This window comes from Bacillus capparidis (assembly GCF_017832095.1).
Taxonomy (GTDB): domain Bacteria; phylum Bacillota; class Bacilli; order Bacillales; family Bacillaceae; genus Bacillus; species Bacillus gobiensis.
This window is the reverse complement of sequence record NZ_JAFDST010000001.1, coordinates 985688-1007028: the sequence shown is the minus strand read 5'-3', so window position 1 is coordinate 1007028 and position 21341 is coordinate 985688. Positions and strand designations below refer to the sequence as shown.

Annotated in this window: 26 protein-coding genes and 1 other annotated feature; of the genes, 22 read left to right on the top strand and 4 right to left on the bottom strand. The window is 41.2% G+C overall.

Features of this window, described 5'->3' with window-relative positions:
* The first annotated feature begins 9 nt into the window (after nt 1–9).
* From rnz to JOC74_RS05055, 4 genes are all read left to right on the top strand, one after another.
* Nucleotides 10–942 (top strand): ribonuclease Z, encoded by a 933-nt coding sequence (gene rnz, locus JOC74_RS05070; protein WP_053603259.1) that lies wholly within the window; start codon nt 10–12, stop codon nt 940–942.
* Between the two features lie 100 nt (nt 943–1042).
* A complete protein-coding gene (locus JOC74_RS05065; RefSeq protein ID WP_211086063.1) occupies nt 1043–1762 on the top strand; it encodes a ThuA domain-containing protein in 720 nt (239 codons plus the stop codon).
* Between the two features lie 38 nt (nt 1763–1800).
* The gene (locus JOC74_RS05060) at nt 1801–2844 is read left to right on the top strand and encodes a Gfo/Idh/MocA family protein (RefSeq protein ID WP_053603257.1); all 1044 of its coding nucleotides are present in this window, start codon (nt 1801–1803) and stop codon (nt 2842–2844) included.
* A 23-nt stretch (nt 2845–2867) separates the two neighbouring features.
* On the top strand, nt 2868–4481 hold the full coding sequence (locus JOC74_RS05055; RefSeq protein ID WP_053606029.1) for a M20/M25/M40 family metallo-hydrolase: 1614 nt from the start codon (nt 2868–2870) through the stop codon (nt 4479–4481).
* A 6-nt stretch (nt 4482–4487) separates the two neighbouring features.
* Here the strand turns inward: JOC74_RS05055 and proC are convergent, their stop codons facing one another.
* Nucleotides 4488–5324: a pyrroline-5-carboxylate reductase gene (gene proC, locus JOC74_RS05050; protein WP_053603256.1), complete on the bottom strand. Its 837-nt coding sequence runs from the start codon at nt 5322–5324 to the stop codon at nt 4488–4490.
* A 113-nt stretch (nt 5325–5437) separates the two neighbouring features.
* Nucleotides 5438–5650: a binding site (T-box leader), on the bottom strand.
* Between the two features lie 138 nt (nt 5651–5788).
* On the opposite strand from proC, the gene JOC74_RS05045 reads away from it, so the two are divergent.
* The 5 genes from JOC74_RS05045 (at nt 5789) to JOC74_RS05025 (ending at nt 9274) form a co-directional block, all read left to right on the top strand.
* The gene (locus tag JOC74_RS05045) at nt 5789–6757 is read left to right on the top strand and encodes an MBL fold metallo-hydrolase (protein WP_053606028.1); all 969 of its coding nucleotides are present in this window, start codon (nt 5789–5791) and stop codon (nt 6755–6757) included.
* Nucleotides 6754–7536 carry an SDR family NAD(P)-dependent oxidoreductase gene (locus JOC74_RS05040; RefSeq protein WP_053603255.1) on the top strand — a complete coding sequence of 261 codons (783 nt, stop codon included), beginning with the start codon at nt 6754–6756 and terminating at the stop codon, nt 7534–7536. The genes JOC74_RS05045 and JOC74_RS05040 overlap by 4 nt, the downstream gene beginning before the upstream one ends.
* Before the next feature lie 93 nt (nt 7537–7629).
* Entirely contained in the window at nt 7630–8589 is a 960-nt protein-coding gene (gene coaA / locus JOC74_RS05035) for a type I pantothenate kinase (protein WP_053603254.1), read from the top strand.
* 108 nt (nt 8590–8697) lie between these two features.
* Nucleotides 8698–9021, top strand: coding sequence for an iron-sulfur cluster biosynthesis family protein (locus tag JOC74_RS05030; RefSeq protein ID WP_053603253.1), 324 nt, complete (start codon nt 8698–8700; stop codon nt 9019–9021).
* A 13-nt stretch (nt 9022–9034) separates the two neighbouring features.
* On the top strand, nt 9035–9274 hold the full coding sequence (locus JOC74_RS05025) for a DUF2552 family protein (protein ID WP_098945213.1): 240 nt from the start codon (nt 9035–9037) through the stop codon (nt 9272–9274).
* A 32-nt stretch (nt 9275–9306) separates the two neighbouring features.
* Here the strand turns inward: JOC74_RS05025 and JOC74_RS05020 are convergent, their stop codons facing one another.
* Complete coding sequence (locus tag JOC74_RS05020; protein ID WP_053603252.1) at nt 9307–10212, bottom strand: alpha/beta hydrolase; 906 nt, start codon at nt 10210–10212, stop codon at nt 9307–9309.
* An 83-nt stretch (nt 10213–10295) separates the two neighbouring features.
* Here JOC74_RS05020 and JOC74_RS05015 point away from each other — a divergent pair, with 83 nt between their 5' ends.
* On the top strand, nt 10296–10514 hold the full coding sequence (locus JOC74_RS05015; RefSeq protein WP_053603251.1) for a YqkE family protein: 219 nt from the start codon (nt 10296–10298) through the stop codon (nt 10512–10514).
* Between the two features lie 365 nt (nt 10515–10879).
* Here JOC74_RS05015 and JOC74_RS05010 read toward each other — a convergent pair whose 3' ends face one another.
* Nucleotides 10880–11797 carry an aldo/keto reductase gene (locus tag JOC74_RS05010; RefSeq protein ID WP_053603250.1) on the bottom strand — a complete coding sequence of 306 codons (918 nt, stop codon included), beginning with the start codon at nt 11795–11797 and terminating at the stop codon, nt 10880–10882.
* 71 nt (nt 11798–11868) lie between these two features.
* On the bottom strand, nt 11869–11988 hold the full coding sequence (gene mciZ, locus JOC74_RS05005) for a Z-ring formation inhibitor MciZ (protein WP_053603249.1): 120 nt from the start codon (nt 11986–11988) through the stop codon (nt 11869–11871).
* A gap of 77 nt (nt 11989–12065) precedes the next feature.
* On the opposite strand from mciZ, the gene JOC74_RS05000 reads away from it, so the two are divergent.
* From JOC74_RS05000 to JOC74_RS04950, 12 genes are all read left to right on the top strand, one after another.
* On the top strand, nt 12066–12623 hold the full coding sequence (locus JOC74_RS05000; RefSeq protein ID WP_192841140.1) for an NUDIX domain-containing protein: 558 nt from the start codon (nt 12066–12068) through the stop codon (nt 12621–12623).
* Between the two features lies 1 nt (nt 12624).
* The gene (locus JOC74_RS04995) at nt 12625–13077 is read left to right on the top strand and encodes a GNAT family N-acetyltransferase (RefSeq protein ID WP_053603247.1); all 453 of its coding nucleotides are present in this window, start codon (nt 12625–12627) and stop codon (nt 13075–13077) included.
* 41 nt (nt 13078–13118) lie between these two features.
* Nucleotides 13119–13511, top strand: a complete 393-nt coding sequence (brfA, locus tag JOC74_RS24450) for a ribosome rescue factor BrfA (RefSeq protein ID WP_512699292.1) — start codon at nt 13119–13121, stop codon at nt 13509–13511.
* A complete protein-coding gene (spoIIM, locus tag JOC74_RS04990; protein WP_053603246.1) occupies nt 13438–14082 on the top strand; it encodes a stage II sporulation protein M in 645 nt (214 codons plus the stop codon). The genes brfA and spoIIM overlap by 74 nt, the downstream gene beginning before the upstream one ends.
* Nucleotides 14083–14191: 109 nt before the next feature.
* Entirely contained in the window at nt 14192–14647 is a 456-nt protein-coding gene (gene fur / locus JOC74_RS04985; RefSeq protein WP_053603245.1) for a ferric iron uptake transcriptional regulator, read from the top strand.
* Between the two features lie 120 nt (nt 14648–14767).
* The gene (locus tag JOC74_RS04980) at nt 14768–14995 is read left to right on the top strand and encodes a YqzK family protein (RefSeq protein WP_053603244.1); all 228 of its coding nucleotides are present in this window, start codon (nt 14768–14770) and stop codon (nt 14993–14995) included.
* Between the two features lie 3 nt (nt 14996–14998).
* Nucleotides 14999–15889: a site-specific tyrosine recombinase XerD gene (gene xerD / locus JOC74_RS04975; protein ID WP_053603243.1), complete on the top strand. Its 891-nt coding sequence runs from the start codon at nt 14999–15001 to the stop codon at nt 15887–15889.
* 130 nt (nt 15890–16019) lie between these two features.
* Nucleotides 16020–17219 carry a phosphopentomutase gene (gene deoB, locus JOC74_RS04970; protein WP_053603242.1) on the top strand — a complete coding sequence of 400 codons (1200 nt, stop codon included), beginning with the start codon at nt 16020–16022 and terminating at the stop codon, nt 17217–17219.
* Nucleotides 17219–18028, top strand: coding sequence for a purine-nucleoside phosphorylase (locus tag JOC74_RS04965; RefSeq protein ID WP_098945212.1), 810 nt, complete (start codon nt 17219–17221; stop codon nt 18026–18028). Before deoB ends, JOC74_RS04965 begins: the two co-directional genes overlap by 1 nt.
* A 15-nt stretch (nt 18029–18043) precedes the next feature.
* A complete protein-coding gene (locus JOC74_RS04960) occupies nt 18044–19345 on the top strand; it encodes a pyrimidine-nucleoside phosphorylase (protein ID WP_053603240.1) in 1302 nt (433 codons plus the stop codon).
* A 90-nt stretch (nt 19346–19435) separates the two neighbouring features.
* Nucleotides 19436–19945 carry a GrpB family protein gene (locus tag JOC74_RS04955; protein WP_082363851.1) on the top strand — a complete coding sequence of 170 codons (510 nt, stop codon included), beginning with the start codon at nt 19436–19438 and terminating at the stop codon, nt 19943–19945.
* A gap of 202 nt (nt 19946–20147) precedes the next feature.
* Entirely contained in the window at nt 20148–21323 is a 1176-nt protein-coding gene (locus tag JOC74_RS04950; protein ID WP_053603239.1) for a D-alanyl-D-alanine carboxypeptidase family protein, read from the top strand.
* Nucleotides 21324–21341 lie beyond the last annotated feature (18 nt).

The following is a 21341-nucleotide window of genomic DNA, read 5'->3' as shown; positions in this document are numbered from 1 at the left end:
ATAAAGCAATTGGAATTATTATTTTTAGGAACGGGTGCCGGCATACCCGCAAAAACAAGAAATGTTACGTCGATCGCATTAAAATTACTGGAGGAACGGAACGCTGTATGGCTATTTGATTGCGGAGAAGCGACCCAGCATCAAATTCTTTACACCTCCTTAAAACCAAAAAAAATTGAAAAAATATTTATTAGCCATCTCCATGGAGACCACATTTATGGACTTCCGGGATTGATCAGCAGCCGAGCCTTTCAAGGTGGCGAGTCACAGCTTTCTATATATGGTCCTGCAGGAATTGAAGCGTTTGTGAGAACGAGCCTCCTCGTGTCAGGCACGAAGCTGTCCTATCCTTTAGAAATCATTGAAATAGAAGAAGGAACTGTTTTTGAAGATGATCAATTTAAGGTCATTACAAAAAAAGTGAGTCACGGAATGGAGTCATACGGCTTCAGGGTGGAGGAAAAGGATTTGCCTGGAGCGCTCCAAGTTGAAGAGCTGATGAAGAAAGGAGTTCAACCGGGGCCCATCTATCAAAGGCTGAAAAACGGGGAGACCATCAAAACAGAAACAGGTGAGCTCATAAACGGAAAGGACTTTATGGGACTGGAAAAAAAGGGGAGAGTTATCGCGTATTCTGGTGATACAAGACTGTGTGACTGTTTGGTGGATCTAGCGAAGCAGGCCGATGTACTTATTCATGAAGCAACATTTGGCAAAGAAGAAGACGATCTAGCCTATTTGTATTTTCACAGTACGACTGAACAAGCGGCAGCCACCGCTAAAAAAGCAAATGTTAACATGCTGATTCTTACACATATTAGTGCAAGATACCAAGGGGATAAGAAAAAAAGGGAGCTTGAAAGTGAAGCGAAAAAAATTTTCCCGCATACGTTTGTTGCCTCAGATTTTGACGTTTATCCTGTCACAAGAAACAAAGAATAAAGTTATCTATCTTGCCCATTTTCAACTGTGTAAATATTCTGTACAATAGGCTTGAAACCATTATTTTTAATATCAGACGATCATAAAAGGGGATGGAGAAATGAACGTTACAGTGTGGAATGAATTTCGCCATGAACAAAGCGATCTGCAAGTTCAAAGCATTTATCCAAACGGAATTCACGGGGCGATTCAGGAGTTCCTGCAGGAAGATGGTTATACAGTCAGAACTGCTGTATTAGATGAGCCGGAGCATGGGCTTACAGAGAAACTTTTAAATGAGACTGATGTCTTATTGTGGTGGGGACATAAAGCACATGAAGAAGTGGAAGATGCAATAGTTGAACGCGTGAAACAAAGAGTGCTTGAAGGAATGGGACTCATCGTACTTCATTCAGGCCACTTTTCAAAACCTTTCAAAGCGCTTATGGGTACGTCATGCGATTTAAAATGGCGGGAAGCGGGGGAAAAGGAACGATTATGGGTAATCGATCCTACACATCCTATTTTGGAAGGGGTTGGTGAGTATATTGAACTTGAACAAGAGGAAATGTACGGGGAGCATTTTGACATTCCGGAACCGGAGGAACTCATTCTTGTCAGCTGGTTTGAAGGCGGAGAAGTATTTCGCAGCGGCTGCACCTTTAAACGGGGAAGGGGAAAGATCTTTTATTTCCGGCCCGGCCATGAAACCTATCCCTCCTATTACCATCCGCAAATCCAAAAAGTAATTAAGAATGCAGTCAAGTGGGCAAACAGGGATAGAACAGATCAGGTAACGTATGGAAACAAGGAACCGCTTGAAAAAATTTCAGGAAAATAACAGCTAAAGGTGTATGCAAAAAGGAGAGATGTGGCAATATGTCACCCAAATTAAAAATAGGTATCATTGGTGCAGGGGGAATAGCAAGAAACGTACATATTCCAAATTACTTACGGCAGGGAAATCGCATAGAGATTGTCTCTGTTTGTGATGTCAATGAAGCAGCTGCAAAGTCCTGCGCTGAAGAATTCGGCATTCAACATACATTTACCAGCTACGAGGACATGTTTCGCGAGCTAGACATCGATGCGGTCAGCGTCTGCACGCCAAACAAATTTCATTTTCCTGCAACAACAACTGCCCTTGAAGCAGGATGCCATGTGTTATGTGAAAAGCCCCCTGCTATGACTCCGGAAGAGGCTATCGGTATGGCGGAGGTGGCTAAAAGAAAAGGGAAAATTTTAATGTACGGATTTCATTACCGGCACTCTGCTGAAGTGGAAGCTCTTAAACGATTTATTGCGGCAGGTGAGCTTGGAGATATTTATGCCGTTCGCGCGCATGCCTTAAGGAGAAGAGGGATTCCCGGCTGGGGAGTCTTTACAAACAAGGAGCTGCAAGGCGGAGGGCCGTTAATTGATATTGGGGTTCATATGCTGGACACCGCCCTTTATCTTATGGGATATCCCGAACCAGATGTCGTTTTTGGAAAAACCCACCAAAAACTCGGCATACGGGAGGGAGTCGGCTTTTTCGGGAAATGGGATTGGCGAAACTTTTCGATTGAGGATCTTGCTCACAGCATGATCACGTTTAAAAATGGTGCATCGCTTATTTTAGAAACCTCTTTTGCGGCAAATATTGAAAAAGAAGAAACGATGCAGGTTTCCTTGATGGGAAATCAAGGTGGCGCCGATGTGTTTCCCTTGAAAATTTTTCAGGAGAGGCATGAAACGCTGATTGACAGCACTCCGATCATTTTTCAAGAGAAAACAAGCCACGAGCTAGAGGTAGAGAGGTTTGTCGATGCTTGCCGGGCCGGCCACGCATCTGTACCTGCTGCAGAGCAAGGTGTCGTGATTCAAAAGCTGATATATGCTATCTATAAATCAGCTGAAATTGGTGATACAGTTAAATATTAGTAGGGTAGAGGTGCAGGCCCATGATGAAATGGCAAACCCAGGATGAGCTTAAATCGCTGCTCATCTCACTCATTCAATATGACAGCATTTCCGGAACGACAGGAGAAGTAGCGCTGGCAGAATATATGTATAACTTATTAAAAGATCGCTCCTATTTTCAAAAAAATCCGAACCATCTAACCTTGCACCCTATGAAAGACGGAAGATATTTTTTGTCCGCGCTTGTTAAAAAACAACCAAATAAAAATACGATAGTAATGCTTAGCCATTTTGACGTAGTTGATGTTGACGATTACGGCGAGTTTAAAAACATGGCTTGCAAGCCTGTCGAATTGCTTAATTCATTTACAAAGAAAAAAGAACTTTTGCCGGAACGGGCAAGAAGGGATTTGGAGAGCGGAGATTGGATATTTGGTCGAGGAGCAATGGACATGAAATCGGGGCTGGCGGTTCAGCTCTCTATGCTGGAAAGGGCAATGAACGGTTTATTTGACGGAAATTTGCTATTGGTGACCGTACCTGATGAAGAGGTAAACTCGCAAGGCATGATTGAAGCAGTCCCAGTATTAAGGGAAATGAAGGATTTACATGACCTTAAGTATATCGCTTGTTTAAACAGTGAACCGATGTTCGAAAAATTTCCTGGAGACCCAAATCTTTATGTATACAGTGGAAGCATCGGGAAAGTATTGCCCGGTTTCTTTTGCAAAGGAATTGAAACCCACGTAGGGGAACCGTTTTCAGGATTAAATTCAAATCTCATGGTTTCTGAGGTCAACCGTCTTCTTGAATTAAATGTAGGCTATTGTGAAGCAGTAGACGGAGAGTTTACTCCGCCGCCAACGAATCTGATGCAAAAGGATTTGAAGGAAAATTATTCAGTGCAAACCCCGCATGCTTCCGTATCGCTTTTTAACGTTCTCACGATGGAGCGTTCTGCTGATGAGCTTCATCGAATGCTGATTGATACCGCCAAGAAAGCCGCATTGAACATCGAAAATAACATAAATAAAAAAACGTTAGATTACCAAAGATTCGAAGCTTTTTCAAAGGAAGAATACAAGGTGTCAGTTTTTACGTTTGAACGCTTGCTTGAGCTTGCAGAAAAACGTGCGGGTAAGTCGGAAGCTGAGAGAATACTAAATTATGTGTTTGCCAACCGGGGTAAATTAGGAGATCGGGATTTCACGACAAAAATAGTTTCTGAATTGGCTTCGCTTTGCAAAGAGGACGGCCCGATGATTGTGTTGTTTTACAGCCCTCCTTTTTATCCGTCGGTCTCATCAAAAGATGAACCTTTAATCAGAAAAACGATTGACTCGGTTACGGAGTTTGCTGATAAACAATTTGGACTTAAATTCAAAGAGGTTCAATATTTTCCCGGACTTTCTGATTTAAGTTATCTACAGCTCGAAAAGCAATCGGTCAGTACGTATACAAACAATATGCCGTTGTTTAATCGAGGTTACGCTTTGCCTTCAGGGAAGGAAAGTACGATCTTCGTACCTGTTATCAATGTAGGCCCTTTCGGAAAAGATCCCCATAAATGGACGGAAAGGCTCCATGTTCCTTATTCGTTTGGACAGCTGCCTCAGGTCTTACAGTATACGATCGAAAGTCTGTTAAACCAAGCCTAGCAATATTTAGGCTTGGTTTTTTAAGGCTTGTTTCGAAAATTCCACTTTTATCTCAGCTGAGCGCCTTGCTGCATTCCTTACGCATTCTGTTACTGCTTCGCTAAAATGGTACCGTTGAAGCGTTTTTAATCCCGCTTCTGTTGTACCCCCAGGACTCGTGATTTCTTTCTTTAAAATTCCAGGAGATTTTTCGCTTTGCAACAGCATTTCCGTTGCTCCTGAAAGTGTTTGGAAAATCAAATGTTTTGCGGTAGACTGTGACAATCCAACCTCAATAGCAGCGGCCTCCAATGCCTCAATAAAATGATAAATATAGGCAGGACCGCTTCCGGAAACGGCTGTGATGGCATCCATTTCATTTTCATCGACGTAAAACGCTTCACCGATCGTTTCCAAAAAAGCTTGGGCATGATTAAATTGTTTTTCTGTGACATGTTCGCATACAGTAAATGCTGTGGCAGACTTTTGAATGGAAGCGGATGTATTCGGCATCGCACGAACCACAGAAACTTGCTCATTAAAAAGCAGTTGAATGGTGTCGATCGTGATACCTGCAAGAACGGAAATGATCAAATGATCGTTCAGATAAGAACGAATGTTTTGGATTCCTGAAGCTGCATCCTTCGGTTTCATTGCAAGAACAACAATATCTGTTTCCTGCATGAGCTGTTTTTTATCCGTACAAATGGTAATTCCGTACGTGTTATTGAGCTCGTGAAGCCGATCAATATTTGAATGATTGGTGACATAAATATTTTTCGGATTGATGATCTTACTATTTACCATTCCGTTTATCATTGATTCAGCCATGGAACCAGCTCCAATAAAGCCGATTTTATTCATAGGTAAAACCTCCTTAAATTAAGTGAATCTTCAATTAGTGGGGAAGGGACGTCAGCTGGTCCCCGCCAAGGGTATACAGGAGTTGCTGCAGGATAAAAAAAGAACCCCTTCATCGTAAGGACGAAAGGGTTCGCGGTACCACCTTTAATTAGCACGTGATATAAAGACATGCTCTCTTAAGTTTCCTTTAACGCGGAAAACGTTTAGGTTTGCCTAACCGCTCTTAGGGAAGGTTCAACAAGAAGAGTGGGTCTGAAATCTTTCAGCCGGAGGATTTCAGTTTCTAAAACCATCGTCTGTTTACTAGTCCTAGTCGCTGCGTTCGTATTCGTACAATTTGTTTGTTGCCATTATGCAATGGCTGGTTGTCGTGTGTCAAGCAGTTTTTGGTTTGCATGCTGTGACATTCCATTTTAAAAAAGCTAAAATATAAAATAAAAGTGAAAAAGGCGTTGATTTATTTTATGAGGACGAGACGTAAAATTATTCCTATTTCTTTACCTACTCCATTTCCTGTAGGAGACGTCATCGTATACGTTTTGTTAGGTGAAGCCGTAACCTTGATAGATGCAGGTCCGAAAACGAAAGAAGCGTATGAGGCATTAAAAGGAGCGCTATCACGACACGGAATTTCTTTATTAGATATTGACCAAGTGATCCTTACTCATCATCACGCCGACCATGTTGGATTGTTGGATGATCTTCCAGAACGAGTGAGAATTATCGGTCATCCGAATAATGAACCGTACATAAATCAAAAACCTGAATTTATTCATAAGGAGCTCGATTATTTTTATGAATTGTTTCAATCGTTTGGAGTTCCGGAACAATTAAATGAATTGGTAATGGAATTTAGAAAGATATATCGATTATCGTGTCACCGCCCTTTAACACAAGCAGTAAAAGAAGGCGATAGGATCGAAGACTTAGAGGATTGGGATATTTACTATACACCCGGGCACGCAGAGTCGCACATTGTTCTTTATCATCTTGGAGAACATATTATGCTTGGCGGAGATGTACTGTTAAAACAAACTTCTTCAAATCCGCTTCTTGAGGTTCCCAAAAACAACGATATTCGCTCTCGTCCGCTGCTTGATTATAATAAATCACTTAAAAAATTGGCGGATCTGGAGATTAAAACGATTCTTCCCGGACATGGAGAACCCATTGATAATGTCCGCCAGCTTGTTGATAACCGGCTGCAAAAACAACAAAGACGTGCAGAAGAGGTCTATCATTTTTTGCAAAAAGATGCTCTTACCCCTTATGAAGTGTGCCAAAAGCTATTTCCTCAAAAATATGAAAACGAGTTGTTTTTTACAATGAGTGAAACAGTCGGGCAGCTTGACGATTTAGAAGATCGAGGGAAGGTTGAAATGTTTCTGCATCACGGGCATGTGTACTACAAAGCAAAGCGGGTGGAAAAATGAATGAAAGACTTAAAGGAAAAACCGTTTTTATTACAGGAGCGTCAGGAGGACTGGGTGAGAAAATAGCGTATCAAGCTGCTCTTAAAGGGGCACATGTGTATGCAGCTGCGAGAAGGATGGAGCCGCTCGAACGCCTGCGGACTAAAATTCATCAAGAAACACAAGGAAGCTGCAAGCCAATCATTCTCGATGTATCTGATCTTGAGAAGGTGTCAAACGTATTTGCCGAAATCAACAGAATCGACGTGTTGGTAAATAACGCTGGATTCGGGGTTTTTAAAACTGTAGAGGATTCTACTCTGGAAGAAATGAAAGGCATGTTTGAAGTCAATGTCTTCGGTCTTGTGGCATGTACAAAAATGGCTCTCCCCAAGATGATTGATAAGGGTCACGGACACATAATCAATGTCGCTTCACAGGGTGGAAAGATTGCAACTCCTAAATCGAGCCTTTACTCTGCAACAAAGCATGCCGTACTTGCCTATTCAAACAGCCTGAGAATGGAGCTTATGAAAACAGGTATTCACGTAACCACAGTGAATCCTGGTCCGATCCGCACGAACTTTTTTTCGATAGCAGATGAGAGCGGAAATTATGCAAAAACCATTGATAAGTGGATGCTTGACGCTGATAAAGTTGCCGGAAAAGTAGTTGCCTGTATGCTGACAAATAAACGGGAAATTAACCTTCCTGCTTGGATGAATGCAGGCAGCAAGCTCTATCAACTGTTTCCCGGACTTGTTGAACGAGTGGCCCGTGGCGCATTTTCGAAAAAATAACGAAACCAGAATATTGTGTTAAAATAAGTTCAATCAATGGGGATCTTACTATATACGAAAAACTGTCATCATCTAAGGGGAACGAGGGAGAAAATGAATCAATCCAACAGCAGTCTTATTTCATTGTTTACTTCACATTCCAGACAGGACTGGAGAAAGCTCGGAATGCCTTCAGCAATCCCGATAAAGGAAAAAGAAATGGATGCATTAAAAGGAGTCAATGTATCACTGTCTCTTTCAGAAGTGAAGGAAATTTACGTTCCGTTTGTCCAGTTATTAAATATACATATCATGTCGTATTTTCAAAGACAGCGCGGCATACACGCCTACTTAAATAATCAAAATCAACGCCAGCCATTTATCATTGGAATCGCAGGAAGCGTCGCCGTAGGTAAAAGCACAACTGCACGCATCCTGCAAACCTTGCTCTCGCGTATGCCATGGAAACCAAAGGTCAGCTTAATTACAACGGACGGCTTCCTATATCCGAACAAGCAGCTGGAAGAAAAAGGGTTGATGCTGAAAAAAGGATTTCCGGAAAGTTATGATGTAAAACGTTTACTTGGATTTTTAAGCGAAATAAAAGCCGGAAAGAAGATCGTTCGCGCTCCTGTGTATTCCCACCTTACCTATGACAGAGTTCCTGGATCCTATGAAACCATAGAAGACGCTGACGTTGTCATCATCGAAGGGATTAATGTGCTTCAAACCCCGCCACCATCAGAAGAAGACATTAATAAGCCAAGGGTCTTCGTGTCAGATTTCTTTAATTATTCCATCTATGTAGACGCAGAAGAGAAATTGATTACGACTTGGTACATTGAGCGGTTTTTGAAGCTGAGAGAAACCGCATTTCAAGACCCTGAATCCTATTTTCATCGCTACAAGGATTTATCCGACGATGAGGCAATCAAGTTTGCACAAAACATTTGGACGAAAGTAAACAGGCCGAATTTACAAGAGAATATTCTCCCAACAAAATACAGAGCGGATTTCATATTAAAAAAGGGAATAGGACATAGAGGTGAGAAAATATTGGTTCGTAATATTTGATTTACAGTAATTTTATTATGTAAACTATAAAGGTTGAAAGCTCTTCCGTTCGAAAGATCACTCATTTGGTGATACAATGGCATTAAGAAATGTTGGAGGGAAAACTACATGCAGATCCAATTAACTGAAACAGCAGATAAAATGCTTAAAGAGGCGTTAATGGCGTCACCGGGAAAACATATACAGCTTGCCTATGATTCTGAAGGATGCGGCTGCGCGGTAAGCGGGGTACCGGCTCTGTGGCTGACAGATCAGCCTGTCGGCGAGACAGAATCGATTCAAACGAACGGAGCTCCGATTCTTATTCAAAAAGTGAAAAAGGTATTTTTCGATGAACAAATGAAGATGGACGCGAATGAAAAGTCGAATACTTTTTCATTAAAAAGCAATTCTGAAACGTTAAATCCGAGAATGAGAATGATAAGCAAATAAGGAGAAAAACGAATTGGGCGATAAAATTCAATCGATGAAAAACGTAGCTCAGGATAAAACATGGGTCTCTTTTTTACATGCGAACCATCCATACACCTTGCTTCATTGGTCCATCGGCGGTACAGAATCTATTCAAAAGGACGTCTGGCTGCTGCAGGATGAAATGACGTTTGAGGCTCGCGAATTCCCGTCATTGGACGAAGCGCTTTCCTGGGTGAACGAGCATTTAAAGGAGATTACAGATATTCTGTAGAAAAAGGGGGAGGAAGGATGCATCCTCCTTTTTTAATTGACAAACTCCTCAAGAAACTCTTCCACTGCTTTTTTGTACTCCTTGTTGTTTTTCGTATACGACATCGCATGTTCGCCTAACTCGGCCAGATAGATTTTTTTCTTTCCCTTCTTTTTTTCAAAAAGAAGCTGACTGCTCATTGAAGGAATATAATCATCGTCCTTGCTGTGAATAAACAAAACGGGATTGTCAATGCGATCGATAATTGACAATGGAGAAATCTCCTTGATACGATAGCCGTCACGGATCTTAAGAAAAAAATTGGCAACAGGTAAAATCAGTTTTCCTGACAGCTTAAATTCTGTTTTTAATCGATAATTCAATTGTTCCCATAGCGCAGCAAACGGGCAGTCGGCAATATAAAAATCGGCTCCGTCTTCAATGTGGCCTGCATAAAGCAGGGCTGTGACTGCTCCCATTGATTCACCGTGGATCCCGATTTGCGCTTTTTCCCCGGTTTGACTTCGTACCCAGCGGACCACTTCTGCCAAATCAAACTTTTCATAATAGCCATAGCTTGTCGTTTTGCCACCGCTTAATCCGTGTTTTCTATGATCATATATGACTACATTCCAGCCAAGCTCTATAAATAAGTTCATATATTTTACGGAATTGTACAGGCTCATCGTGACTCCATGGCAAATAATCATCGTTTTGGTTGTTTGATAAGGCTTAATGTAATATCCTTTAATCGGATAGCCATAAGGGCTCATCAAATTTATTTCGTCTTTCGGCAGTTCATCGAACGTTTTTTGGACATAATGGCCGTCTAACGTTTCTCGGTCGATGATTTCTTTTTCCGTTTTTTTCTTTATGTACATGATTTTATTTGTGAAAAAAATACCGATAGCAAAAATAACTGAGAACACCACACCAATTCCTATCAGCAACTTCTTCATTTCGATTCCCCCGATTGTAGTTTTGTTCATTTCTATCATAGCATTGATGGATGAAAAACGCTGGCATAGAGAGGATGATATTTATGAAAAAAGAGAAAAAACCAGAGTTAAAGGAAGCTATGAATGATGAGTTGAAGTCGAAATTGTTTGAGATGAAAAACCAATTAAAAAGTGAAGAAGAAGAAAAAGCCCAAAAACGAAAAGAAGAGGCTATAAAGAGGAAAAAAGAAGCGGAGCAAAACAAAAGCTTTGAAGAACTGCTAAATGAAAGCGATCTGAATTGGAAACAATATAAATCGTAAATGGAGAAGTAAGTTCGATTACTTGTACTGGCGGTGCAACTCTGGTTCAGAACGGTGCAATTCCAGGGCAGGACAGTGCAATTCCGGTGCAGAAGGGCGCAATTCCGAGGCAGAAGGGCGTAATTCCGAGGTAGAACGGTGCAATTCCGAAGCAGAAGGGCGTAATTCCGAGGTAGAACGGTGCAATTCCAGCACAGAACGGTGCAATACCCGTACCTGACCGTACATTTTCAGTGACCTTCTACACAATTTCAGCCAGCATCAGTGCAAGCAATCAAAATCAGATACGAATCCCAATCTTAAGTTAATAAAAAAGGCGGACTCTTCCACGCATTTCGCGTTCCGCGAGTCCGCCTATTTGTATTCTATTTCCGGTGGGCTTCGTACACGTTCCGTTTAGTATAATACTGAAGCGCTTTTCTTTCTTGTTCGGAGAGTGGCCTGCTTTGTGCAGCACGCACATTTTCCCGAATCTGTTCGATGCTGCTTGCTCCAGCTGCAATTGTTCCTACTGCATTATGCTTTAGGATGTATTGGACGGATGCTTCAGTCAAGCTGAGATCCGGCACTGCATTGGAGATTGCTTCTCTGGCAGCGACAATCTCATCTTCGTGATAGGATAGGTAACCCCCAGCTGCTTTCTTTTTTAGCTCTGAGAACGGCTTTCCGCTTAATAATCCTTTGGCCAAGGGACCTCTGGCAACGACACTAATGTTGTTTTCTTCAAGAAGTGAAAACCATTCTTCAGGCCTTCTGTCAAAGAGGCTGTATTGCATCATGATGGAAACGATATTAGACTTCTTGATATAATCTTTGATCACGTTTGGCCGGATAGAAGAAATGCCGTAATATCTGATGACACCCTCCTGCTTTAGCTCTTCAAACGCTTCAATTGTTTCGTCGATCGGGTCGTCAATCGTTCCTCCGTGAAGCTGATAAAGGTCAATGTAGTCGGTTTTTAGTCGGGATAAGCTTTTTTTGACTGCTTCTTTTATGTAAGTCTTCGAAGGATCCCAATGCCATCCCGGCTTGCCTTGTTCAAATCGGTTTCCAACCTTCGTTGCCACAATGATGTCTTGTCTTCTGTTTTTTATGGCATCGCCGACGATTTCTTCATTTGTCCCTTGATCATATAAGTCTGCGGTGTCCAAATAATTAACGCCCAGTTCAATCGCTTCATCTAACGTCGACAAAGCTTTTTCCTTATCGGTGCCAAGCGACATACACCCAAGTCCCATTTCGCTCACATATAAATCGGAATGGCCCAGTCGTCTTTTCTTCACGTTTATCACTCCCAGCAATGTGTTAATCATACCGTAATATAACACAGCCGGCGTTTCAATGATAATGTACTTTATGAACGAATCCATTCTTTAATTGTACGAAATGTTTTTCCGTATTCCTTTAGTTTCGCTCTTATTTCCCATGCTTTCCCGGTTAACACAATTCCGTTCGGAAGACGGTATATCTTCATAGGTTCCGCTCCTTTCTCGTCCATATATGATAATATGTATGGTGATGAAAGAAGGATAGAACGAGGAGTTGAGTGAAGTGAGCAACCTGGAAGAAAAAACATTGAAAAAAGAGAAGCTATATTCCGGAAAGGTGATCGATCTCTATCTTGAAGAGGTAGAGCTGCCGAACGGGAAAACAAGCAAAAGGGAAATCGTCAAGCACCCCGGGGCAGTAGCGGTTATTGCTTTAACACAAGACGAAAAGATCGTGATGGTTCAACAATACAGAAAAGCGCTAGAGCGGACAATTGTAGAGATCCCTGCAGGCAAGCTTGAAAAAAATGAAGATCCGAAAGAAGCCGCTTTGAGAGAATTGGAGGAAGAAACCGGGTATACCTCACCATCGTTACAAAAGGTGATCTCTTTTTACACCTCACCGGGATTTGCCGACGAATTAATTCATTTATATATTGCTGATGGCATCGAGCCTCTTGCAGAAAAAAAACAATTGGATGAAGATGAATTCGTAGACGTAATGCTTGTTTCTTTGGAAGAAGCTCAGGATTTAGTGGAATCCCATGAGATTTATGATGCAAAAACGGCTTACGCAGTACAATATTTGCAGCTCTTACATAAGTCAGGTGGTGGAAAGTAAGTTGTCTTGGAAGTTAAAAGCATTCCATGAATTAACAGCAACGGAGCTTTACCGGATTATGAAAGCAAGAATCGATGTATTTGTCGTTGAACAGGAATGTCCTTACCATGATGCGGATAATCGTGATTTCGAATCCTATCATTTATTTCTTGAAGAAGAAAATGAAATTGCAGCCTATTGCAGACTGATCCCTAATGGGGTCGTCTATGATGAGGCCACAATCGGCAGGGTGCTTGTGAAAAAAGATAAAAGAGGAAAAGGGTACGCTTTCCGGCTTTTTGCGAAAGCAGTTCAAGTGCTTGAGGAAGAGTGGAAGGAGCCTGCCATAAAAATTCAAGCTCAGGCCTACTTGCGCGAATTTTACGGTTCGTTTAGCTTCGAGGAGGTAACAGAGGTTTATCTTGAAGATAATATTCCCCATATTGATATGATCAGAACAACCACTTCCTTATAGGACTTTGATTTGATGTAATAAGATTTCTTTCTATTCCTATTATGAAAAGCTATAATAATGATAGGAGAGTGATCAATATGTCAAAATCAAAAGCACGCAAAAGACGGGAGCATCTTGTGCGGAATACAGGGTACAGCAAGTCGGTTCATAGAGGGATAATACCAGATTTCAGCACCTATGTGAGAAAGACACCGACGAAGAAGGAACAGCTTGAAAAAATGAATAAGAAACACAAAGGGAAGAACTCTTTTGACCGGTACGAATCAGGGCAAAAGAGTTCTTTTATTTTAAACAAAACTAGCATAATTCATCAGGTTTCTTTCATACAATCTGGTAATGAGAGAATTCAGGAGGAAACTGATGCGCAGATACAATTTGAAAGAGCGGGTCTCGATCCATATAAAAGATTACTCATCCATTTATCTATTCATTAGTATATTGTTTGTTATGGGCGTTGTTTTTGGGGCAGTAATTGTTAATAGTATGACACTTAACCAAAAGGAAGATTTGTTTACGTATTTGAACAGCTTTTTCGGACAAGTTATGGAGGGGAAAATATTCAGCCAAAATGAAATGCTGGGTCAAAGCTTTTTTCATAACGTCAAATATTTGGGTCTCATGTGGATTCTCGGAATATCAGTCATCGGGCTGCCGATTCTTCTCATTATGGTTTTTTTAAAGGGGATTGTCGTCGGCTTTACGGTTGGGTTTCTCGTCAATCAGATGGGATTGAATGGCTTTTATCTTTCCTTTGTATCCGTTCTGCCGCAAAATATGCTGCTAATTCCTGCATTTATCATCACGGGAGCGTTATCCACTGCCTTTTCGTTAAAGCTTGTCAGGCAGCTTTTCTTGAAAAAAAGCTTGAATCATGCCCCGGCTCAGTTATTTGGAAAGTATGCTTTTGTTTTGCTGTTCATCGTCATTTTTTCTTTTTCAGCCTCATTTATAGAAGCCTATTTATCTCCATTTTTAATTGAAAAAATCGCCGCATTTACATTTTAGTTATTATCATATTAAAATGATTTCAATTACAAAATTATAATAATTTTAGTTGGCTCTCCTTGGCCGATTTGATATAATATCAAAGAAGCGGCGTAGGAGGGAATTTTTGATGGAAAACCGTATTGAACGAATAAAAAAACAGCTGCATTCTTCCAGCTATAAGCTGACGCCACAACGTGAAGCCACTGTTCGTGTGCTGTTGGAGAACGAAGAAGACCATCTGAGTGCAGAAGATGTGTACCTCCTCGTAAAAGAAAAGTCACCGGAAATTGGACTTGCTACAGTTTATCGTACGCTCGAACTATTAACTGAATTAAAAGTAGTAGATAAAATAAATTTTGGCGATGGTGTATCAAGATACGATCTCAGAAAAGAAGGCGCTGCTCATTTTCACCATCACCTCGTATGTATGGAATGCGGAACTGTCGATGAAATCGTTGAAGATTTGCTTGAAGAAGTGGAAGAAGTAATTGAAAGAGACTGGAAGTTTCAAATAAAAGATCATAGACTTACCTTTCATGGCATTTGCCATCGATGCAAAGACAATCAGCCAACAGATAAATAAGCTTTCTTAGGTGCCTTTTCTTCCAAAATAGAAGGGGCCGTTTCTATTTTCAAATGTATAAAACCCTGCTCTATTGGCATAGATTGTTATATAGAAGCGTAGAGAAAGGGCAGGGTTTATATGCGGAAATCAATGAAAGCAGCAGCTGATATGTTTAAAGTATTTATTCTTTTTTCCGGTTTTACCATTCTTTTTTATTGTGCTATGATGTGGATAAATTCCGAATATAGAGACTATCATCGCTATGATCCCCCTGAAGGATCTGCTATTAAGGTGACCACGATGGAAGAAGAGAATCACAGCAGATGGTTTGATCGGTTAATGTTTTTTTATTTGAATGGGGAGTAGAAATTGAAGGATCAACTAAACGACTTTATTCATTTTATGACTGTCGAACGAGGTCTATCTGAAAATACCATTGTCTCTTATGAGCGTGATTTAAAAGGGTACATGCTGTTTTTAAAAGAAACGGAACAAGTGGATAATATAGAAAAGATTGAAAGAATACACATTATCCATTACTTAAAGTATTTGAAGGAAGCTGGGAAATCTAGTAAGACGGCAGCGAGGCATTTAGCCTCCATCCGCTCATTCCATCAATTTTTACTGCGTGAAGGCGCATCTAAGAAGGATCCATCCGTGCACATTGAATCGCAAAAAACTGAACGAATGCTTCCGAAAGTGCTTTCGTTGTCCGAGACAGAACGTTTGTTGGATACACCCAAGCCCGTTAACCCCTTTGGCTATAGAGATAAAGCGATGCTTGAATTGCTTTATGCAACAGGAATTCGTGTCAGTGAAATGATCGATCTAAAAATGGATGATGTCCATTTGAAAATGGGATTTATCCGCTGCTTCGGAAAGGGAAGGAAAGAGCGGATCGTTCCAATCGGCAAGCAAGCTTCTGATGCGCTCGATCAATATTTGACAAAGGCAAGAGGAAAGCTATTAAAAAGAAAAACCTCAGATTTTTTGTTTTTAAATCATCATGGCAATCCGATCAGCAGGCAAGGATTTTGGAAAAATCTTAAAAAAATAGCGGTTGAGGCCGGTATTCTGACAAAGCTCACTCCCCATACGTTAAGGCATTCCTTTGCCACTCATTTACTAGAGAACGGCGCTGATTTACGTGCGGTGCAAGAGATGCTCGGACATGCTGATATTTCAACGACACAAATCTATACCCATGTAACGAAAACACGGCTTAAAGACGTCTATAAGCAATTTCATCCCCGCGCATAAAATTGCCCGGTGGAGACTCACCCGCCTGGAATTGGCGGGTTTTTCGCGCCTGGTTGTCAATTTTTCGCGAAAACCTTTATAATTAGGTGTTGAGAAATATATAAAGTTATACATATTTAGGAGGATTCACATGCCTTTTGATCAATATAAACGAGTATTCCTTATTGTCATGGATTCTGTGGGAATAGGCGAAGCTCCTGATGCCGCTGATTTTAATGATACCGGCGCCGATACTCTTGGACATATTGCGGAGCAAATGGAAGGTCTTCGTGTGCCCAATCTAGCAAAATTAGGCTTAGGCCATATTAAAGAAATTCAAGGGGTTGAAAAGTCTGCCGTTCCTATGGCCCATTATGGAAAGATGAAAGAGGCATCGAACGGAAAAGATACGATGACTGGCCATTGGGAGATCATGGGGCTCCGGATTGAACAGCCATTTCAAGTGTTTCCGGAAGGCTTTCCTGATGAGTTGATTAAGGAGCTAGAGGAGAAAACAAATCGCAAAATCATCGGGAATATGCCGGCTTCCGGCACAGAAATTCTCGATGAATTGGGACAAGAGCATATGGAATCCGGTTCGTTAATTGTCTATACTTCTGCTGATTCCGTCCTGCAAATAGCCGCGCATGAGGAAATTGTTCCACTTGAAGAATTATATAAAATTTGTGAGATAGCCCGTGAGTTAACACTTCAGGATAAGTATAAAGTCGGCAGAGTAATTGCACGGCCGTTTATCGGCAAACCAGGTCAATTTAAGAGAACGCCTAACCGCCACGACTATGCGTTGAAGCCGTTTGGCCGCACAGTGATGAATGAGCTGAAGGACGCGGGGTTTGACAGCATAGCTATCGGAAAAATTCATGACATCTATGATGGAGAAGGGATAACGAAATCCATTAGAACAACGTCAAACATGGATGGTATGGATAAGCTGATTGCATCAATGGATGACGATTTTACAGGACTGAGCTTTATTAATCTTGTCGATTTTGATGCAATATTTGGTCATCGACGTGATCCGAAGGGCTATGGAAAAGCGCTGGAAGAGTTTGACCAACGGCTGCCTGAAGTATTTGAAAAACTGAAAACGGATGATTTATTAATCATTACTGCCGATCACGGGAATGATCCTGTTCATCACGGCACAGATCATACGAGAGAATATGTCCCGCTTTTAGTGTATACAAAACAAATCGAAAAAGGTACAAGGCTTCCTGATGGGGAAACCTTCGCCAACGTGGGAGCTGCGATTGCTGATAATTTTAAGATTAAGCTTCCCGAACATGGAACAAGCTTTATGACATTATTAAATACAGGGAGGACAAAGTGATGAAGGAGACAAGGCAAGCAGCTGATTACATTAAGAAAAAAGCAGAACAAAAACCGAAAATAGGCTTGATATTGGGATCAGGTCTTGGTGTTCTAGCAGAGGAAATTACCGACGCAGTCACAATTGATTACAGTGAGATTCCAGATTTTCCGGTATCTACGGTAGAAGGCCATGCGGGCAGGCTTGTAATTGGCAGCCTTGAAGGTGTGAATGTTGTGGCTATGCAGGGACGCTTTCATTTTTATGAAGGGCACTCGATGGATCGTGTGATTTTTCCGGTAAGGGTGATGAAGGAGCTTGGTGTCGAAACATTAATTGTTACCAATGCGGCCGGAGGAGTAAATGAATCGTATCAGCCTGGTGACTTAATGATTATCAGCGACCACATTAATCTAATGGGCACCAATCCGTTAATCGGTCCGAATAGCCCTGAAATTGGCGATCGCTTTCCGGATATGTCGGAGGCCTATAGCAAACGCCTCAGAGAGTTAGCGAAAACAAGCGCAGATGCATTGTCGATCTCTGTTCAGGAAGGAGTATATACAGCAGTAACCGGTCCTTCCTACGAAACACCGGCAGAGATTCGTTTCTTCCGTACAATCGGCACTGACGCAGTCGGTATGTCGACTGTCCCGGAGGTCATTGCTGCTAGACACGCAGGCATTGAAGTTCTTGGCATTTCCTGTATTTCGAATCTTGCATCAGGCATCCTCGATCAGCCTCTCTCACATGATGAGGTCATTGAGGTAACGACTAAAGTAAGAGCCAACTTCCTTACGTTCGTGAAACGAATCGTATCTCAAGTATAGAGAGGAGAATGCCAAATGAGAATGGTCGATATCATACAAGATAAACGAAATGGAAAAGAGCTCTCAGACGAACAAATAGACTTTTTTATACAAGGATACACAAATGGCGAAATCCCGGATTATCAGGCATCGGCTTTATTAATGGCCATTTATTTTAAAGGTATGTCTCCGAAAGAAACAGCGCTGTTTACCCAGTCGATGGTAGATTCCGGAGAGAAGCTGGATCTGTCACAAATCAAAGGTGTAAAGATCGATAAGCATAGTACAGGCGGAGTAGGGGATAAAATCAGCTTGATCGTTACCCCTATGGTCTCTTCGCTAGGCGTTCCTATTGCCAAAATGTCCGGCAGGGGACTGGGCCACACAGGAGGAACCTTGGATAAGCTTGAATCCATTTCCGGTTTCAATATTGAATTATCGAAAGAACAATTTATTGAGCTTGTCAACGATTACGGATTGGCTCTCATTGGACAAACCGGCAATTTGGCTCCTGCGGATAAAAAGCTCTATGCCTTAAGAGATGTAACGGGAACTGTCAACTCACTGCCTTTGATTGCAAGTTCAATCATGAGCAAGAAAATTGCAATGGGTGCTGATGGTATCGTTTTGGACGTAAAAACGGGATCAGGGGCATTTATGAAAAATCTTGAAGATGCGACCGATTTAGCCAAAGAGATGGTGAGCATCGGAAATTCGTTAAACAAGAATACAGTTGCCGTAATTACGGATATGAATCAACCGTTGGGTCATGAAGTGGGCAATGCAAATGAAGTCAAAGAAGTTATTCAGGTCTTAAAAGGTGAAAAAATTGATGATCTCTTAACGATCTCTTTAGCAATTGCAACGCAAATGTGTCTCGCAAACGGCGTGTTTACAGATGAGAATGAAGCGAAAAATGCTCTGATAAAATCGATTGAGGATGGATCTGCATTAAATAAATTTAAGCAGTTTATTTCCAATCAAGGAGGGGACCCATCCGTAGTAGATGATCCTAACCGCCTTCCACAACCAAGACATCGCTATGATCTAAAGCTCGATAAAAAAGGCTTTATTCATGGTATTGAAGCAGAAGCCGTCGGTCAGGCTGCATTATATTTGGGAGCAGGCAGAGCCAAGAAAGATGACAATATCGATCACAGCGCCGGCATCACGCTTCACAAAAAAATTGGCGATGCGGTTCGTGAGGGAGAGGCTGTAGCAACTCTTTTTAGTTTGAACGAAATAACAAGCAGCGCCATTGAGAAATTAACGGAAGCTTATACGATCAAGAGCAGTGCTCCGGAAAAAATAGAATATGTCAAAACAATAATCAAATAAAATTTGACAACAGACAAACCTATTTTCAAACGAAGACTTTGGAAAGACGGTTTGTCTTTTTTTGTCCTTGGACATTTGGAGGTGAGTATCGTGACTCAAGTTGTAACTTTAGTACCGTATAATCCCGAATGGGAAGAGATGTTCAATGTTGATAAAATGAAACTATACGGCGTATTAGGAAATCTGTTTTTAGAGATAGAGCACGTAGGCAGTACATCCATACCTGGGATGTGTGCAAAACCTATTATTGATATTGCGATTGCCGTCAATGATTTTTCAGTAATTGATGAAGTGGTAATAGAAGAATTAACTCGTGTGGGTTATGAGTATGTTCCAAAAAAAGATTTTCCCCAGAGGAAATTTTTTAGAAGAGGACAATGGGGCGCCGGGACTCATCATTTACATATGTTCGAAAAAGATAGTGATGAATGGGTAAACATGATTCTTTTTAGAAATTATTTAAGAACTCATTCTGATGTGGCAAATGATTATTTGCTTCAAAAAAAACAACTGGCAAGAAAACATGAAAGAATAGCCTATACAAAGCATAAAGCTCCATTTATTGAAGGAATTATTAAGGAAGCAAGAAAAAAGATATAAGCAAGCGCCTATTTCAGAATAATTAATTGGAAATGCATCTGACATATAGACTGGTAAGTAGTTACAAGCTTGCGGATCGAACGATTGTCCCGGTATAGCATAATTCTGAGCTAAAATTGCATAGCTCCTTAGAAAAAGGCAGGGTATAAATCCATTTCGAACTGGAAAAAATGAAAGAGATAAAGAAATGGAGGGCTCTGGCATGAAACGTCATCTATCAATATTGCTTATAATTATGATGGTTTTTTCGATAACACCTCAAGCATTTGCCAAAGAAAAAGATGAGAAAAAATCGGCTGAACTCGCACATGAAGCGAAATCAGCTGTATTAATCGAACGTGATACAGGACAAGTGCTTTATGACAAAAACAGCCATGAACAGCTTCCCCCAGCGAGCATGACAAAAATCATGACGATGCTGTTAATTATGGAACGTATGGAACAAGGCAAGCTGAAAATGAGTGATAAAGTAAGAACGAGCGAGTATGCGGCATCAATGGGAGGTTCACAAATCTTCCTGGAGCCTGGTGAAGAAATGACGGTTGAAGAAATGCTGAAAGGAATTGCGATTGCTTCAGGAAATGACGCATCCATGGCGATGGCTGAGCATCTGGAGGGCTCAAAGGAAGAGTTTGTCAACAAAATGAATGAAAAAGCGAAAGAGCTCGGCTTAAAAGATACTGTCTTTAAAAATCCGACGGGGCTTCCCGAGGAAGGGCATGTCAGCTCTGCGCATGATATGGCACTTATGGCTAAAGAGCTGTTGAAATATGAGAAAATCACTTCGTTCACGGGAACTTATGAAGATTACTTACGAGAAAACACCGATAAAAAATTTTGGCTGGTCAATACCAATCGGCTGATCAAATTTTATCCGGGTGTGGATGGAATAAAAACTGGATTTACACAGGAAGCAAAATACTGCTTAACGGCTTCAGCTAAAAAAGGAAACATGCGTGTCATTGCAGTTGTGTTTGGCGCCAGCACGCCAAAGGAAAGAAACGGCCAGATTACAAAGATGCTCGATTTTGCATTCAGCCAGTATGAAACGCATCCGCTCTATAAGAAAAATCAATTAGTTGAGAAATTAAAAATTAATAAAGGGAAAGAAAAAACAATAAATCTCGTCACCTCTGAACCAATATCAGTTTTAACGAAAAAGGGCGAGGACATAAAAAAAATAAAAGCGGAAATTAAATTAAAGAAAGACGTATCCGCACCGGTTGAAAAAGCACAGGCGCTTGGGACCCTTACGGTTAAAAATGAAGGCAAGCTTCTGGTTGAAAGTCCGCTTGTAGCAGATTCCGATATGGATAAAGCAGGCTTTTGGACGATGACGAAGCGTACGCTTTCTCACTGGGCAAAAATAATGGAATAATGCCGATTCTGCACTAGT